17 protein-coding genes are annotated in these 15,338 nt (G+C 61.2%); 7 read left to right on the top strand and 10 right to left on the bottom strand.

The features are described 5' to 3' along the window. Positions 1–33 precede the first annotated feature (33 nt). From infA to aat, 3 genes are all read right to left on the bottom strand, one after another. Positions 34–252, bottom strand: coding sequence for a translation initiation factor IF-1 (gene infA / locus ODQ19_RS11835; protein WP_002553999.1), 219 nt, complete (start codon positions 250–252; stop codon positions 34–36). Positions 253–352: 100 nt separating this feature from the next. Beyond that, complete coding sequence (locus tag ODQ19_RS11830) at positions 353–1,060, bottom strand: arginyltransferase (protein WP_056783685.1); 708 nt, start codon at positions 1,058–1,060, stop codon at positions 353–355. 56 nt (positions 1,061–1,116) lie between these two features. Continuing rightward, positions 1,117–1,797, bottom strand: a complete 681-nt coding sequence (gene aat / locus ODQ19_RS11825; RefSeq protein ID WP_034127879.1) for a leucyl/phenylalanyl-tRNA--protein transferase — start codon at positions 1,795–1,797, stop codon at positions 1,117–1,119. Between the two features lie 475 nt (positions 1,798–2,272). Here aat and ftsK point away from each other — a divergent pair, with 475 nt between their 5' ends. Genes ftsK through cysG form a run of 6 tightly spaced genes read left to right on the top strand, consistent with a single transcriptional unit; the run spans position 2,273 to position 9,774 of the window. After that, positions 2,273–4,681: a DNA translocase FtsK gene (gene ftsK, locus ODQ19_RS11820; protein WP_003192084.1), complete on the top strand. Its 2,409-nt coding sequence runs from the start codon at positions 2,273–2,275 to the stop codon at positions 4,679–4,681. A 54-nt stretch (positions 4,682–4,735) separates the two neighbouring features. After that, on the top strand, positions 4,736–5,359 hold the full coding sequence (gene lolA, locus ODQ19_RS11815; RefSeq protein ID WP_003174700.1) for an outer membrane lipoprotein chaperone LolA: 624 nt from the start codon (positions 4,736–4,738) through the stop codon (positions 5,357–5,359). Between the two features lie 27 nt (positions 5,360–5,386). Further along, positions 5,387–6,712: a replication-associated recombination protein A gene (locus ODQ19_RS11810; protein WP_014718899.1), complete on the top strand. Its 1,326-nt coding sequence runs from the start codon at positions 5,387–5,389 to the stop codon at positions 6,710–6,712. After that, positions 6,709–7,083, top strand: coding sequence for a fluoride efflux transporter CrcB (gene crcB, locus ODQ19_RS11805; protein WP_330210112.1), 375 nt, complete (start codon positions 6,709–6,711; stop codon positions 7,081–7,083). The genes ODQ19_RS11810 and crcB overlap by 4 nt, the downstream gene beginning before the upstream one ends. A 15-nt stretch (positions 7,084–7,098) precedes the next feature. Further along, positions 7,099–8,379, top strand: coding sequence for a serine--tRNA ligase (serS, locus tag ODQ19_RS11800; RefSeq protein ID WP_186607985.1), 1,281 nt, complete (start codon positions 7,099–7,101; stop codon positions 8,377–8,379). Continuing rightward, positions 8,380–9,774: a siroheme synthase CysG gene (cysG, locus tag ODQ19_RS11795; protein ID WP_330210111.1), complete on the top strand. Its 1,395-nt coding sequence runs from the start codon at positions 8,380–8,382 to the stop codon at positions 9,772–9,774. Positions 9,775–9,903: 129 nt separating this feature from the next. On the opposite strand, the gene ODQ19_RS11790 is transcribed toward cysG, so the two are convergent. The 6 genes from ODQ19_RS11790 to tusD all read right to left on the bottom strand — a co-directional run bounded on the left by ODQ19_RS11790 (position 9,904) and on the right by tusD (position 13,340). After that, positions 9,904–10,899: a glutathione S-transferase family protein gene (locus tag ODQ19_RS11790; protein WP_330210110.1), complete on the bottom strand. Its 996-nt coding sequence runs from the start codon at positions 10,897–10,899 to the stop codon at positions 9,904–9,906. An 88-nt stretch (positions 10,900–10,987) separates the two neighbouring features. Beyond that, positions 10,988–11,989, bottom strand: coding sequence for a glycosyl transferase family protein (locus tag ODQ19_RS11785; protein ID WP_330210109.1), 1,002 nt, complete (start codon positions 11,987–11,989; stop codon positions 10,988–10,990). Further along, on the bottom strand, positions 11,986–12,321 hold the full coding sequence (locus ODQ19_RS11780; RefSeq protein WP_330210108.1) for a TusE/DsrC/DsvC family sulfur relay protein: 336 nt from the start codon (positions 12,319–12,321) through the stop codon (positions 11,986–11,988). The genes ODQ19_RS11785 and ODQ19_RS11780 overlap by 4 nt, the downstream gene beginning before the upstream one ends. Beyond that, complete coding sequence (gene tusB / locus ODQ19_RS11775; RefSeq protein ID WP_054898293.1) at positions 12,318–12,596, bottom strand: sulfurtransferase complex subunit TusB; 279 nt, start codon at positions 12,594–12,596, stop codon at positions 12,318–12,320. The genes ODQ19_RS11780 and tusB overlap by 4 nt, the downstream gene beginning before the upstream one ends. Continuing rightward, entirely contained in the window at positions 12,596–12,946 is a 351-nt protein-coding gene (gene tusC, locus ODQ19_RS11770; protein ID WP_116665238.1) for a sulfurtransferase complex subunit TusC, read from the bottom strand. Before tusC ends, tusB begins: the two co-directional genes overlap by 1 nt. 1 nt (position 12,947) lies before the next feature. Continuing rightward, positions 12,948–13,340 (bottom strand): sulfurtransferase complex subunit TusD, encoded by a 393-nt coding sequence (gene tusD, locus ODQ19_RS11765; RefSeq protein ID WP_116665239.1) that lies wholly within the window; start codon positions 13,338–13,340, stop codon positions 12,948–12,950. A gap of 157 nt (positions 13,341–13,497) precedes the next feature. Between tusD and ODQ19_RS11760 the strand changes: the two genes are divergently transcribed. Next, complete coding sequence (locus tag ODQ19_RS11760) at positions 13,498–14,673, top strand: CaiB/BaiF CoA transferase family protein (protein ID WP_116665240.1); 1,176 nt, start codon at positions 13,498–13,500, stop codon at positions 14,671–14,673. Positions 14,674–14,766: 93 nt separating this feature from the next. Here the strand turns inward: ODQ19_RS11760 and ODQ19_RS11755 are convergent, their stop codons facing one another. Beyond that, entirely contained in the window at positions 14,767–15,261 is a 495-nt protein-coding gene (locus tag ODQ19_RS11755; protein ID WP_003192067.1) for a SprT family zinc-dependent metalloprotease, read from the bottom strand. Between the last annotated feature and the right edge of the window lie 77 nt (positions 15,262–15,338).

The following is a 15,338-nucleotide window of genomic DNA, read 5'->3' as shown; positions in this document are numbered from 1 at the left end:
CCCGGCATAACCGGGCGTTTTGTATTGACTTGCTTAGCGAGCGCGGTAAGTGATGCGCCCTTTGCTCAAGTCATAGGGCGTCAGCTCGACGCGCACTTTGTCACCGGTAAGAATACGAATGTAGTTCTTGCGCATCTTGCCGGAGATATGCGCGGTTACGACGTGCCCATTTTCCAACTCCACACGAAACATGGTGTTGGGCAGGGTGTCGACGACAGTGCCTTCCATTTCGAAGCTGTCTTCTTTCGACATGCAGTAAAGCCCTCGGTATCCAGTGAATGGCCCGGTGCAACTGCGCCAGGCAAAAGCGGCGTGCATTGTGCCCGAAAAAGGGTGTTCAAGCCAAGGGGTTCTAGTTAAGCGTGACCCATCTTTGATTAATCAGCAGCTCAATGGGCCGATATTGGGTCTTGTAGTTCATCTTTTTGCAGTTCTTGATCCAGTATCCGAGGTACACGGCTTCCAGCTCAAGGCGCAGCGCTTCGCCTATTTGCCAGAGGATGGCGAAGCGCCCGAGGCTGCGGCGTTCTTCGGTCGGTTCATAGAAGGTGTACACCGCCGAGAGGCCGTTGGGCAGTAGGTCAGTCACCGCCACGGCCAGCAGGCGGCCGTCGAGGCGGAACTCGTAGAAGCGCGAAAAGGGCAGGTCACGCACCAGGAACGTGGAAAACTGGTCGCGGCTGGGCGGATACATATCGCCGTCGGCATGACGCTGCTCGATATAGCGTTGGTAGAGATCGAAATATTCTTCGCTGTATTGGGGGTTGGTGGCGTGCACGGTCAGGTCGGCGTTGCGCTTGAGAATGCGTTTCTGGTTACGGTCAGGCGAAAACTGCGCAACCGGGATGCGCGCAGGCACGCAGGCATTGCAGTTCTGGCAATGGGGGCGGTACAGGTGATCGCCGCTGCGTCGAAAGCCCATCTCGGACAGGTCGGCATACACATGCACGTCCATGGGCTGGCTGGGATCGAGGAACAGCGTGGTGGCCTGCTCGTCGGGCAGATAGCTGCAAGAGTGGGCTTGAGTGGCATAGAACTTCAAGCGCGCCAGCTCGGTCATGATCAACCCTCGGGATAAGCTTTGAAATAAGTGTAAGCCACGTGCGCGAAAGTCGCCTAGGAAACCCACGGCCCGGCGTTGGGTTGGTCCAGATGTTTATGCAAGAAGTCAGCGAAGACGCTGCGCGGTATGCCGCGGGCACCCAGGCTGTGCAGGTGATCGTTGGGCATCTGGCAATCGATCAGCACAAATCCCCAGGCTTGCAGTTGCCGAGTCAACGTGGCGAAGCCGAATTTGGAGGCATTGTCGGCGCGGCTGAACATGGACTCGCCAAAAAACAACTGGCCCATCGCCAGGCCATACAGGCCGCCCACCAGTTCGCCCTGGTCCCAGACCTCGACGGAATGCGCGTAGCCGCGCTGGTGCAGCTCCAGGTAGGCCTTCTGGATACCTTCGGTGATCCAGGTGCCATCGGCGTAGGCACGGGGCGCGGCGCAGGCTTGTATGACGGCGGCGAAATCCTGGTCGAAGGTCACGGTATAGCGCTGCTGGCGCAATAACTTGCCCAGGCTGCGGGAAACATGCAACTCGTCGGGGAATATCACTGTGCGAGGGTCGGGTGACCACCAGAGGATAGGCTGGCCTTCGGAGAACCAGGGGAAGCAGCCATGGCGGTAGGCCTGGATCAGTCGTTCGGCCGACAGGTCGCCACCGGCGGCGAGCAGGCCGTTGGGTTCGCGCATGGCCTTGGCCAAAGGTGGGAACGTCAGGGTGTCGCGTTGTAACCAGGTCAGCATGGCATCCAGGCTTACGGAAGGGGAGGGGAGTGGCAGGTCAGCACCTGCACCGCAAGCGTTGATTATTGACGACCCGGCGCCACGGGGCCAGCCCGAATAGGCTATTAACGAGGATTAGCATGAGCGGGTGTTTCTGCAACTCTGCACACAGGGTGTGGTCGTAATCGGGTCTGGCGCATGCCGGCCATTTGCCAAGCTTGCCTGGATTGCTAAATACAGCTCATAAGCCTTTGTCAGCAAAGGCAATGCATGCTCAAATTGTCCGTGCAGTCAGGTGAAGGGCAAGTGTGTGGCATCGCGCACGCAAACCCGTACAATGCGGCCATTGTGGCGTTATCGCCATTTCACCTATCCGTCACCGGGTGTTAAAAGTAGATTCAGCAACATTCGTTCATTTTTCAACTGTTCCGGATAGAGCAGTCGTGTGTAGTCATTCAACAGATGGACGCGCTAAAGGCGCAGGAATAGACCCGTTTTGAAGAAATCCGCCGCAGCACCTAAAGCAGCAGTCGTACCGGCCTGGCGCCAGCACCTGCATTACCGACTCAAGGAAGGCGCACTGATTGCCATCGGTGCGCTGTGCCTGTTCCTGATGATGGCCTTGCTCACCTATGGCAAGGACGATCCGGGCTGGAGCCATAACAGCAAGATCGATGACGTGCAGAATTTCGGCGGCCCTGTAGGTTCCTACAGCGCCGATATCCTCTTCATGATCCTGGGTTACTTCGCCTACATTTTCCCGCTGTTGCTGGCGATCAAGACCTGGCAGATCTTCCGCCAGCGTCACGAGCCGTGGCAGTGGAGCGGCTGGCTGTTCTCCTGGCGCCTGATCGGCCTGGTGTTCCTGGTGCTGTCGGGCGCGGCGCTGGCGCATATCCACTTCCATGCACCGACCGGCTTGCCGGCGGGCGCGGGCGGGGCCCTGGGCGAAAGCCTTGGCGACCTGGCGCGCAGGACCCTGAATATCCAGGGCAGCACCCTGATGTTCATCGCGCTGTTCCTGTTCGGCCTCACGGTATTCACCGACCTGTCATGGTTCAAGGTGATGGACGTGACCGGCAAGATCACCCTCGACCTGTTCGAATTGTTCCAGGGCGCCGCCAACCGCTGGTGGGCCGCCCGTGTCGAGCGCAAGCAAATGGTTGCGCAGCTGCGTGAGGTCGACACCCGTGTCAACGAGGTGGTGGCCCCCAGCACGCCGGACCGGCGCGAGCAAGCCAAGGTCAAGGAGCGCTTGATTGAGCGCGAGCAGGCCCTGAGCAAGCACATGTCGGACCGTGAAAAGCAGGTGCCGCCCGTGATTGCCCCGGCACCGCCCAAGGCGCCAGAGCCCAGCCATCGCGTGCAAAAAGAGAAGCAGGCACCGCTGTTTATCGACAGCGCCGTCGAAGGCACCTTGCCGCCGATCTCGATTCTGGACCCGGCCGAAAAGAAACAACTCAACTATTCCCCCGAATCCCTGGCGGCTGTCGGCCACCTGCTGGAAATCAAGCTCAAGGAATTCGGCGTCGAAGTGTCGGTGGACTCGATCCATCCGGGCCCGGTGATTACCCGTTACGAAATCCAACCGGCCGCCGGGGTAAAAGTCAGCCGCATTTCCAACCTGGCCAAAGATTTGGCGCGTTCCCTGGCGGTGACCAGCGTGCGCGTGGTGGAAGTGATCCCGGGCAAGACCACCGTGGGTATCGAGATCCCCAACGAAGACCGGCAGATCGTGCGGTTCTCCGAAGTGCTGTCGACGCCGGAATACGACAACTTCAAATCGCCGGTCACCTTGGCGCTCGGCCATGACATCGGCGGCAAGCCGGTGATTACCGACCTGGCGAAAATGCCGCACCTGCTGGTAGCCGGTACCACCGGTTCCGGTAAGTCGGTGGGTGTGAACGCCATGATCCTGTCGATCCTGTTCAAGTCCGGGCCGGATGACGCCAAGCTCATCATGATCGACCCGAAGATGCTGGAACTGTCGATCTACGAAGGCATCCCGCACTTGCTGTGCCCGGTGGTCACCGACATGAAGGACGCCGCCAACGCCCTGCGCTGGAGCGTTGCCGAGATGGAGCGCCGCTACAAGCTGATGGCGAAGATGGGCGTGCGTAACCTGTCGGGCTTCAACGCCAAGGTCAAGGAAGCCCAGGACGCCGGCACACCGTTGACCGACCCGCTGTACAAGCGCGAAAGCATTCACGATGAAGCACCACTGCTGACCAAGCTGCCGACTATCGTGGTGGTGGTCGATGAATTTGCCGACATGATGATGATCGTCGGCAAGAAGGTTGAAGAGCTGATCGCCCGTATCGCCCAGAAGGCGCGGGCGGCGGGTATCCACTTGATCCTTGCGACCCAGCGGCCGTCGGTGGACGTGATCACCGGCCTGATCAAGGCCAACATCCCGACGCGCATGGCGTTCCAGGTCTCCAGCAAGATCGACTCGCGCACCATCATCGACCAGGGTGGCGCCGAGCAACTGCTGGGCCACGGTGACATGCTGTACATGCCGCCGGGGACCAGCCTGCCGATTCGCGTTCACGGCGCCTTTGTTTCCGATGACGAAGTCCACCGTGTGGTCGAAGCCTGGAAACTGCGCGGCGCGCCGGAATATAACGACGACATTCTCGCTGGCGTGGAAGAGGCCGGCAGCGGCTTCGACGGTGGCAGCAGCGGTGGCGACGATGATGCTGAAACCGACGCGCTCTACGACGAAGCCGTGGCTTTCGTACTGGAAAGCCGCCGCGCCTCGATTTCGGCAGTGCAGCGCAAGCTGAAAATCGGCTACAACCGCGCCGCCCGCATGATCGAAGCCATGGAAATGGCTGGCGTCGTGACCGCAATGAACACCAATGGCTCGCGTGAAGTCATCGCCCCCGGGCAGATGCGCGACTGATTCCGCGCCGCGTGGCAACACGCGGCGTGCCCTGACTACTCAATGAGGACTCCCATGCGCTTTATCCGCATGCTGTTGTTGCCGGCCCTGGCCCTGACCGCTGTTTCGGCTCACGCTGACCCGGCTTCCGTCGCCAGCCTGAAGAACCTGTTGGACAAATCCCAGACCCTCACTGCGCGCTTCTCCCAGCTGACCCTGGATGCCGGCGGCACCCAGTTGCAGGAAACCGCTGGTGAAATGGCGGTGCAGCGTCCTGGGTTGTTCTACTGGCATACCGAAGGCAAGGCAGAGCAGACCATCGTTTCCGACGGCCAGAAAGTCACGCTGTGGGACCCGGACCTGGAGCAGGCCACCATCAAGAAGCTCGATCCTCGCCTGAACCAGACCCCGGCGCTGCTGCTGTCGGGGGATGTGTCGAAAATCAACGACAGCTTCGACATCACCTCCAAGCAGACCAGCAACGTCATCGAGTTCACCCTCAAGCCAAAATCCAAGGACACGCTGTTTGACACGCTGTCCCTGTCGTTCGGCAACGGCGTGATCAACAACATGCGCCTGGTCGACAGCGTCGGCCAGCGCACCGATATCCTGTTCTCCGGGGTCAAGGCCAACCAGCCGGTGCCCGCGTCCAAGTTCAAGTTCGACATCCCCAAGGGTGCCGACGTGATCCAGGAATAAACTGCCCAGAGGTTTCAAACGCTGCCCATGGATCTGTTTCGAAGTGACCCGATTGCCCAGCCACTGGCCGCGCGCTTGCGTTCGACCAACCTGGATGAGTACGTCGGTCAGGAACACCTGCTCGCTCGCGGCAAGCCCTTGCGCGAAGCCCTAGAGCAGGGTGCGCTGCATTCGATGATTTTCTGGGGGCCGCCGGGCGTGGGCAAGACCACCCTGGCGCGGCTGCTGGCGAAAGTCTCGGACGCGCACTTTGAAACGGTCTCGGCGGTGCTCGCCGGGGTCAAGGAGATCCGCCAGGCGGTGGAAGTCGCCAAGCAGCAGGCCGGGCAATACGGCAAGCGCACGATCCTGTTCGTCGACGAAGTGCATCGCTTCAACAAGTCGCAGCAGGATGCGTTCCTGCCTTATGTCGAGGACGGTACGCTGATCTTTATCGGCGCCACCACTGAAAACCCTTCCTTTGAATTGAACAACGCCTTGTTGTCACGGGCGCGGGTCTATGTGCTCAAGAGCCTGGATGAAGCGGCGATGCAAAAGCTGCTGCACCGTGCCTTGAGCGAAGACAAGGGCCTGGGCAAGCGTCAGCTGAGCCTCAGCGATGAAGGCTTTAAGATTTTGCTGACCGCCGCCGATGGTGACGGGCGCCGCTTTCTCAACCTGCTGGAGAACGCCTCCGACCTGGCCGAAGACGGCGGCGAGATTGGCGTCGACCTGTTGCAAAGCCTGCTGGGTGACACACGCCGGCGTTTCGACAAGGGCGGCGAAGCCTTTTACGACCAGATTTCCGCGCTGCACAAATCCGTACGCGGTTCTAACCCTGACGGCGCGCTGTACTGGTTTGCGCGCATGATCGACGGCGGGTGCGACCCACTGTACCTGGCGCGCCGTGTGGTGCGCATGGCCAGCGAAGACATCGGCAATGCCGACCCGCGCGCCCTGAGCCTGTGCCTGGCCGCCTGGGAGGTGCAGGAGCGCCTCGGCAGCCCGGAAGGCGAGCTGGCGGTGGCCCAGGCCATCACTTACCTGGCCTGCGCGCCAAAAAGCAACGCGGTGTACATGGGCTTCAAGTCGGCCCTGCGTGCGGCCGCCGAGCACGGCTCCCTCGAAGTGCCGTTGCACCTGCGCAACGCACCGACCAAGCTGATGAAGCAACTGGGGTATGGCGACGAATACCGTTATGCCCACGATGAGCCGGACGCCTACGCGGCCGGCGAAGACTACTTCCCCGATGAGCTGGAGCCGCAGCCGTTCTACCAGCCGGTGCCCCGTGGCCTGGAGCTGAAGATCGGTGAGAAGCTCAACCACCTGGCCACCCTCGACCGTCTGAGCCCCCGGCAGCGGAGAAAATCATGATTCCTTTGCTGGTCGCCGTCTCGGTGGGGGGGATTGCCGGGACGGTGTTGCGCTTCGCCACCGGCAATTGGATCAACGCCAATTGGCCGAAACACTTCTATACGGCGACGCTCGCCGTTAATATCGTGGGCTGCCTGTTGATCGGCGTGTTATACGGCCTGTTTTTGTTACGCCCGGAAGTGCCTGTCGAGGTACGTGCCGGCCTGATGGTTGGCTTTCTTGGCGGCCTGACGACTTTTTCATCCTTTTCACTGGATACCGTGCGCCTGCTGGAAAGCGGGCAAGTGCCGCTGGCGATTGGCTATGCGGCCATCAGCGTATTCGGCGGGCTGCTCGCCACCTGGGCTGGCCTGTCCTTGACCAAACTTTGATAACGAGAGACCGACATGCTCGATTCCAAACTGTTACGTAGCAACCTTCAGGACGTAGCGGACCGCCTGGCATCCCGTGGCTTTGCCTTGGATGTTGCGCGCATCGAAGCGCTGGAAGAACAGCGCAAGACCGTCCAGACCCGCACCGAAGCACTGCAGGCTGAACGTAATGCGCGCTCCAAGTCCATCGGCCAGGCCAAGCAGCGCGGTGAAGACATCGCGCCGTTGATGGCGGATGTCGAGCGCATGGGCACAGAGCTGTCCGACGGCAAAGTCGAGTTGGAAGGCATTCAGACCCAATTGGATTCGATCCTGCTGGGCATTCCGAACCTGCCCCACGAATCCGTACCGGTCGGCGAAGATGAAGACGGCAACGTCGAAGTGCGCCGCTGGGGCACGCCCAAAGCCTTCGATTTCGAGATCAAGGACCACGTCGCCCTGGGCGAATTGACCGGTGGCCTGGATTTTGAAACCGCGGCAAAAATGTCCGGCGCACGCTTTGCCTTGCTACGCGGCCCGATTGCGCGCATGCACCGTGCACTGGCGCAGTTCATGATCAACCTGCACACCGGCGAACACGGTTACGAAGAAGCCTACACCCCGTACCTGGTTCAAGCGCCGGCGTTGATGGGCACCAGCCAACTGCCGAAATTCGAAGAAGACCTGTTCAAGATCAGCCGCGACGGCGAAGCCGACCTGTACCTGATCCCGACGGCCGAAGTGTCGCTGACCAATATCGTCGCCGGCGAAATCCTCGACGCCAAGCAACTGCCGTTGAAGCTGGTTGCCCACAGCCCGTGCTTCCGTAGCGAAGCCGGTGCGTCGGGTCGCGATACCCGCGGCATGATCCGCCAGCATCAGTTCGACAAGGTCGAGATGGTCCAGGTGGTAGAGCCGTCGACTTCCATGGAAGCCCTGGAAGGTCTGACTGCCAACGCCGAGCGCGTGCTGCAGCTGCTGGAGCTGCCGTACCGCGTACTGGCCCTGTGCACAGGTGACATGGGCTTCAGCGCCGTGAAGACCTACGACCTGGAAGTGTGGGTGCCGAGCCAGGACAAATACCGCGAGATTTCGTCGTGCTCCAACTGCGGTGACTTCCAGGCCCGTCGCATGCAGGCGCGTTTCCGCAACCCGGAAACCGGCAAGCCGGAGCTGGTGCACACCCTCAACGGTTCGGGCCTGGCCGTAGGCCGTACCCTGGTGGCCGTGCTGGAAAACTATCAGCAGGCGGACGGTTCGATCCGTGTACCTGAGGTGCTCAAGCCGTACATGGCGGGCGTTGAGGTCATCCGCTAAATGGAATTTCTGCCGCTGTTTCATAACCTGCGCGGCAGTCGTGTGTTGGTCGTCGGTGGTGGGGAGATTGCCTTGCGCAAATCCCGGCTGCTGGCCGACGCCGGCGCGGTGTTGCGGGTGGTTGCTCCCCAGATCGAAAGCCAGCTGCGTGAGCTGGTGCTGGGCAGTGGCGGGGAACTGATGTTGCGCGGTTATCAGGAGGCCGACCTGGATGGTTGCACCCTGATTATCGCGGCCACCGACGATGAGCCACTGAATGCGCAAGTGTCCAGTGATGCCAAGCGTCGTTGCGTGCCGGTCAATGTGGTGGACGCGCCAGCCTTGTGCAGCGTGATCTTCCCGGCGATTGTCGACCGTTCACCCTTGGTGATTGCCGTCTCCAGCGGCGGTGACGCGCCGGTACTGGCGCGTCTGATTCGTGCGAAGCTGGAAACCTGGGTTCCCTCGACCTACGGTCAATTGGCTGGGCTGGCAGCGCGTTTTCGGGCTCAGGTCAAAGGTCTGTACCCGGATGTGCAGCAACGCCGGGCGTTCTGGGAAGAAGTGTTCCAGGGCCCGATTGCCGACCGCCAGTTGGCCGGGCAGGGCGAGGAGGCCGAGCGCCTGTTGATCGAAAAGGTCAATGGCGCCCCGCCTTATGCGCCAGGTGAGGTGTATTTGGTGGGGGCGGGCCCAGGCGACCCGGATTTGCTGACCTTCCGCGCATTGCGCCTGATGCAGCAAGCCGACGTGGTGCTGTACGACCGTTTGGTGGCGCCGGCGATCCTGGAGCTGTGCCGTCGGGATGCCGAGCGCGTGTACGTCGGCAAGCGTCGCGCCGATCACGCGGTGCCCCAGGACCAGATCAACCAGCAACTGGTCGACCTGGCCAAGCAAGGCAAGCGCGTGCTGCGTCTTAAAGGTGGTGACCCGTTCATCTTTGGCCGTGGTGGCGAAGAGATCGAAGAATTGGCGGCCCACGGCATCCCGTTCCAGGTGGTGCCGGGTATTACGGCAGCCAGTGGTTGCGCGGCTTATGCCGGGATTCCGCTGACGCATCGCGACTATGCCCAATCGGTACGTTTTATTACCGGGCACTTGAAGAACGGTACCTCGGACTTGCCTTGGCAAGACCTGGTCGGGCCCTCACAGACCCTGGTGTTCTACATGGGCTTGATTGGCTTGCCGATCATTTGCGAGCAGTTGATCAAGCACGGGCGCGCCGCGGATACCCCGGCGGCGCTGATCCAGCAGGGCACCACGTCCAACCAGCGCGTGTTCACCGGCACCCTGGCAGACCTGCCGCGCATGGTGGCGGAGCATGAAGTGCATGCGCCGACATTGGTGATCGTGGGTGAGGTGGTGGTGTTGCGTGAGAAGCTCAAGTGGTTCGAGGGCGCTCAGTCCCAAGTCTGAACGCCACACTGAGCCACTGTAGGAGCGAGCTTGCTCGCGAAGCACTCAAGGACGCCCAGGGCTGCCTGATAGCGCTGCGTTATCGTTGGCGTTCTTCGCGAGCAAGCTCGCTCCTACAGGCGGTTCATGTCAGCTCCACACACCTTTGCCGGGCAATGTATGGCGATCATGCTCGATATCAAACCCCTGCAACGGCCCCTTCGGCACAATCCCCGTCGGGTTGATCGTGCGATGGCTGGCATAGTAATGCCCCTTGATATGCTCGAAATCCACTGTCTCGGCCACGCCTGGCCACTGATACATCTCCCGCAGCCAGTTCGACAAATTCGCGTAATCGGCAATCCGCCGCAGGTTGCATTTGAAGTGGCTGTAGTACACCGCATCAAAACGAATCAGCGTGGTGAACAGCCGCACATCGGCTTCGGTCAGGTACTCGCCGGCCAGATAACGATGGCTGCCCAAGTGCTGTTCCAAATGATCCAGCTCGGTAAACACATCATCAAACGCGCTTTCATACGCCTGTTGTGAGGTGGCGAAGCCTGCGCGGTACACACCGTTGTTCACAGCGGGGTAGATGCGTTCGTTGAGGCTGTCGATGGTCGAATGCAGGGTTTGGGGGTAGAAATCCAGGGTATTGCCGGTCAGCTCATTGAACGCGCTGTTGAACATGCGGATGATCTCCGCCGATTCATTGCTGACGATGCGCTTGAGCTTTTTGTCCCACAACACCGGCACCGTCACGCGCCCGGTGTAGTCGGCGGTATCGGCGGTGTAGCGTTGGTGCATGAAGTTGAAACCGTCCAGTTTGTCGCCGCTGGAGCCGTGGGCCTTGTCGAAGGTCCAGCCGTTTTCCAGCATCAGCCAGCTGACCACCGAGACGTCGATCAGGCTTTCCAGGCCTTTGAGCTTGCGCAGGATCAAGGTGCGGTGCGCCCACGGGCAGGCGAGAGAGACATAGAGGTGATAGCGACCGGCCTCGGCCTTGAAGCCGCCGTCACCACTCGGGCCCGGCGCGCCATCGGCGGTCACCCAGTTACGGCGTTGTGCCTGTTCCCGTTGGAAAGCGCCATCGGCGCTACTTTCGTACCACTGGTCCTTCCACTGTCCGTCGATCAATAAACCCATGACTGGCTCCTTGGCTGATAAGCGTTGGAGCCCAGTCTAAAGGGATGAGTTCGAACTAAAAGCGCAAAGAACCGGCGTAAATGATCGATTAAATCGATTTGTCCCGTGCGTCCCAATACTGCTGGGCCAATTCGAACGCCTGTTGCCGTGGGTGGCCAAGGCCGCGCAGGGCCAACGCCATGGTGGCGATCAACGCCAGTTGCGGGTAGCTGTCCTCAACGTCGCCGCGCCATAGCCCTTTGAGGTGCTCGGGCTCAAGCGTTGCTGGTTTTACGTGACGCTGGGCGGAGAGGGCGGGCCACTCTTCGTCCCAGCTCTGGCCGCCGGTGGTGCCATACAGATGACTGAGCGTGTCGGGGTTGATCTCGATCTCGCCGCCGTCGCCCTTGACCACAATCACGTTATCACCCAGCAAGCCACTGGCATCGCGATGCACGCCCTGGTAACCGGGGTGGAAAATGCTTTGCAGGCCACAGCGCGCATTCAGCGGGTTGAGCAGGCGCGCCAGGGAGTGGATAGGCGAGCGCAGGCCCAGGGTGTTGCGCAGGTCGATCATGCGTTGCAGCTGTGGCGCCCAGTCACCCAGCGGGATAAACGCCAGGTTGCTGTGGGCAAAGGCGCTTTCGACCTGTTGCCAATCGCGGCACAGTGGGATCTGCAAGCTGTCCAGCAATTGCTCGGTGTACAAGCGCCCCGCGGTGTGGGCGCCGCCGCCGTGTATCAGGATGCGCACGCCGTTCTGCGCCAGGCATTTGGCTGCCAGCAGAAACCACGGCAGGTGGCGCTTTTTGCCGGCGTAGGTTGGCCAGTCGATGTCCACGTTCAACGCTGGCGCGTGCAGGCGCTCACGTACGGCTTCGGTGAAACCGGCGAGTTCTTCCGGGCTTTCTTCCTTGTGGCGCAGCAGCATCAGGAAGGCGCCGAGCTGGGTGTCCTCGACTTTTTCGTCGAGCAGCATGCCCATGGCTTCCCGCGCTTCCTCACGGGTGAGGTTGCGCGCGCCGCGCTTGCCTTTGCCGAGGATGCGCACGAACTGCGCAAAGGGATGCTCTTGGGGCGTTACGAGAGTCAGGGGGGCAAAGTCGGTCATAAGCAATTCGTCGGCCTGGGCAGGCCCGCCAGCTTGGCGGCGAGTTTGGCGGGAGTGCCGTTGAACAGTTTGTTGAGGTGCAGGCTGTTGCCCTTCTCCGGGCCCAGTTTCAAGGCGGTGTACTTGATCAGCGGGCGCGTGGCGGGGGACAGCTGGAAGTCGGTGTAGAACTGGCGCAGCAGGGTGAGGATTTCCCAGTGTGCCGGGGTCAGCTCCAAGGCTTCGGCAGCGGCCAGGGCATGCGCCACTTCATCGGACCAGTCGTTGAGGTCGACGAGGTAGCCGTCCTTATCCAGTTCCAGGGTGCGTGCGCCTACGGTCAGGGTGTTCATAGCCAGGTGTTGACCTTGTCGTAGTCGATCGACAGCTGCACGAAGCCTGGGTAATCGACGCTGTCGGCCCAGTCGGGCAGCGGCAGGTTGCGCGCCTGCATGTCTTCGGCCAGCACAAACACCTTCACGCCTTTGGTTTGCAGGGCGGGCGTGTGCAGGCCGTAGGCACCGTCACCACATAGGAGGATGGCGTCCTCGGCGCCACAGATGCGCAGGCAGCTGTCGAGGCGGCTGTCGGTAAACGGGGAATGAGACACCACATGTAGAGTCGACATCAGAGGGTAATCACCTGGTCGTAACGGTCAATCAGCTGGGAAATGGCTTGGCTGTCGAGCGCCTGGGCATTAGCAGGCGACAGCAACCCGCGTGCGGACAGGCTATGGCTGCACGCGAACACGTCGTCAATGCCGAACAGGCCCAGGGCTTGCAGGTTGGCACCCAGGTCTTTCTGTTGCACGGCCTTGGCGGCTTGGTTCGGCGCCAGTTGGAACACCCCGTCATCCAGAAACAGCAGGCCAATGGGCAGATCGAACGCGCCACCGGCCAGCACGATATCCAGCGCTTCCCGCGCACTCGGCCCGGACCACGGGGCCTGGCGGCTGATCACCAATAAGGATTTGGACATGTCACGGCCCTCCAAAACAGATCAGGCGGTCGGCGTCCTGAATCGCGTCATGCAATTGCCCCAGACCCGACAACGCCCAGGGTGCTTCCAGGTTGACCGCGCTGCGTTGATAGCGCGCAGCTTCCTCGGCATCAAGCACACCCCGGCGCAGCGCGGCGGCGATGCACACCACGCCGTCGAGTTGGTGCTGGCTGACAAACTCGCGCCATTGGCGCGCAATGTCTTGCTCATCCTGGGGCGCGACGATGTTAGTGGACGCGCTGTACACGCCGTCCTGGTAGAAAAACAGCCGCACAATCTCATGCCCGCCGGCCAGCGCCGCCTGTGCGAACAACAGGGCGCGGCGCGAGGAGGGCGCGTGGGCGGCGCTATACAGTGCAATCGCGAACTTCATGGAAGACTCTGCCAACAAACGTCGGCCAATGATAAAGCCGCCGCCGCGAAAAAGCCCGCCGTGATCAAAACGGTCACTGTGGTTGATCGTTCTGACGATTGCCGGCAGGCGCCCGGCTGCCTAGTCTGTGGGTATTCGCAACCCAACTGGAGTCCCTATGTCAGGTCCCTTGGCGTCCCTTAAAGTGTTGGATTTTTCCACCTTGCTGCCCGGCCCGTTTGCCTCCTTGATGCTGGCGGACATGGGCGCCGAGGTGCTGCGTATTGAATCGCCCACGCGGATGGACCTGTTGCGTGTGTTGCCGCCCCATGATCGTGGCACGTCGGCCAGCCACGCCTACCTCAACCGCAACAAGCGCAGCCTGGCCCTGGACCTCAAGCAGGCCGAAGCGCTGGAGATTGTGCGTGAGTTGGTCAAGGGCTATGACATCCTGCTTGAGCAGTTCCGCCCCGGTGTCATGGAGCGCCTGGGCCTGGGCTATGAGGCGCTGAAGGCGATCAACCCACGGCTGATCTATGTGTCGATCACCGGCTACGGCCAGACCGGCCCCTATAAGGACCGCGCCGGGCACGATATCAACTACCTGGCGCTGGCCGGCGTGGCCAGCCATACCGGGCGCCAGGACACCGGCCCGTTGCCCCTGGGCGTACAACTGGCGGATGTGGCGGGCGGTTCACTGCATGCCGTGGTGGGCTTGCTGGCGGCGGTGATTGCCAGACAGCAAAGCGGGGTGGGGCAGTACCTGGATGTGAGCATGACCGACTGTTCGTTCAGCCTGAACGCCATGGCTGGGGCCGGTTACCTGGCTTGCGGGGTCGAGCCTGGGTGGGAGAGCCATGTGCTCAATGGCGGGAGTTTCTATGACTACTACCGCACACGCGATGGGCGCTGGATGTCGGTGGGCAGTTTGGAGCCGGGGTTTATGCAGCAGCTGTGCGCGGCCTTGGGGCGCCCGGAACTGGCGGCACACAGTGTGACGCCCGAACGCCAGGGCGTGCTCAAGCAGGCGTTGCAGGTGGAGTTCGAGAAGCGCAGTTTTGACGAGTTGTGTGAGTTGTTTGCCGGGGTGGATGCCTGTGTGGAGCCGGTGTTGAGTCTGAGTGAGGCGGTGGAGCATCCGCAGTTGAAGGCGCGGGAGCTGGTCAGCCAGGTGCCCAGGGGTGATGGCTCGACACAAGCGCAATTGGCCTGCCCGCTGAAATTCTCTGAGGGGTTGCCGGCGCCCAGGCATATTGGGGTGGCGGTGGGGGCGCACAGTGATGAGGTGTTGGTGGAGCTGGGGTTCGGTGTTGAGCGGATAGAGGCATTGCGCCAGGCCAAGGTTGTGGGTTGACTGAACGGGCGCTTTCGCAGGCAAGCCAGCTCCCACATTTGCATCTGTGAACGCAATCAAAATGTGGGAGCTGGCTTGCCTGCGAAGAGGCCCTCATTCCACCCGAGTTTCCCCAGTGAACACCAGAGTCTGCCGACATCGCCGACACAAATACCGCCGCCCCTGGTTCACCAGCCCATGGCGCTGCGGTGAAAACGGAAAATCACTGTCCGCACACGGGCAGCGATAGATATAACGAGTCACCTGCCGGCGCTTGACCTCGTAGGTGTGGCAACGGTCGGGCGGCAGTTCGTAAACCCCGCGCATGATCAGCTGCCATTCCTCGCCATGGGGCTGGATACGCTCGCCAAACAATTGGTGGGCAATCAGGTGCGCCACTTCGTGGGCCACGGTTTGCTTGAGAAAGTGTTGGCTGTTTTCACGGTACAACTGAGGGTTGAAACGCAGCAGGTTCTCGTGCAAATGCGCGACACCGGCCTTCTGGCCCCGCAGCTTGAGGCTGACCTGGGGGCGTTTGAAGCTTCGTTTGAAAAAGGATTCGGCTTGCAGGAAACAATCTTCGACGCGGGTATTGAGTTGCTCGGGCATGCTGTACATATCTCCAGAGACGCCCAGTATGCCGCAAAGCTGGGTGTTTCCGAATCTGTCAGGCGCCGAATGGTCAT

Origin of the sequence: Pseudomonas sp. AM4(2022), assembly GCF_036346515.1 — a bacterium.
Lineage (GTDB): Bacteria > Pseudomonadota > Gammaproteobacteria > Pseudomonadales > Pseudomonadaceae > Aquipseudomonas > Aquipseudomonas paracarnis.
This window is presented reverse-complemented; position numbering and strand designations above follow the sequence as displayed.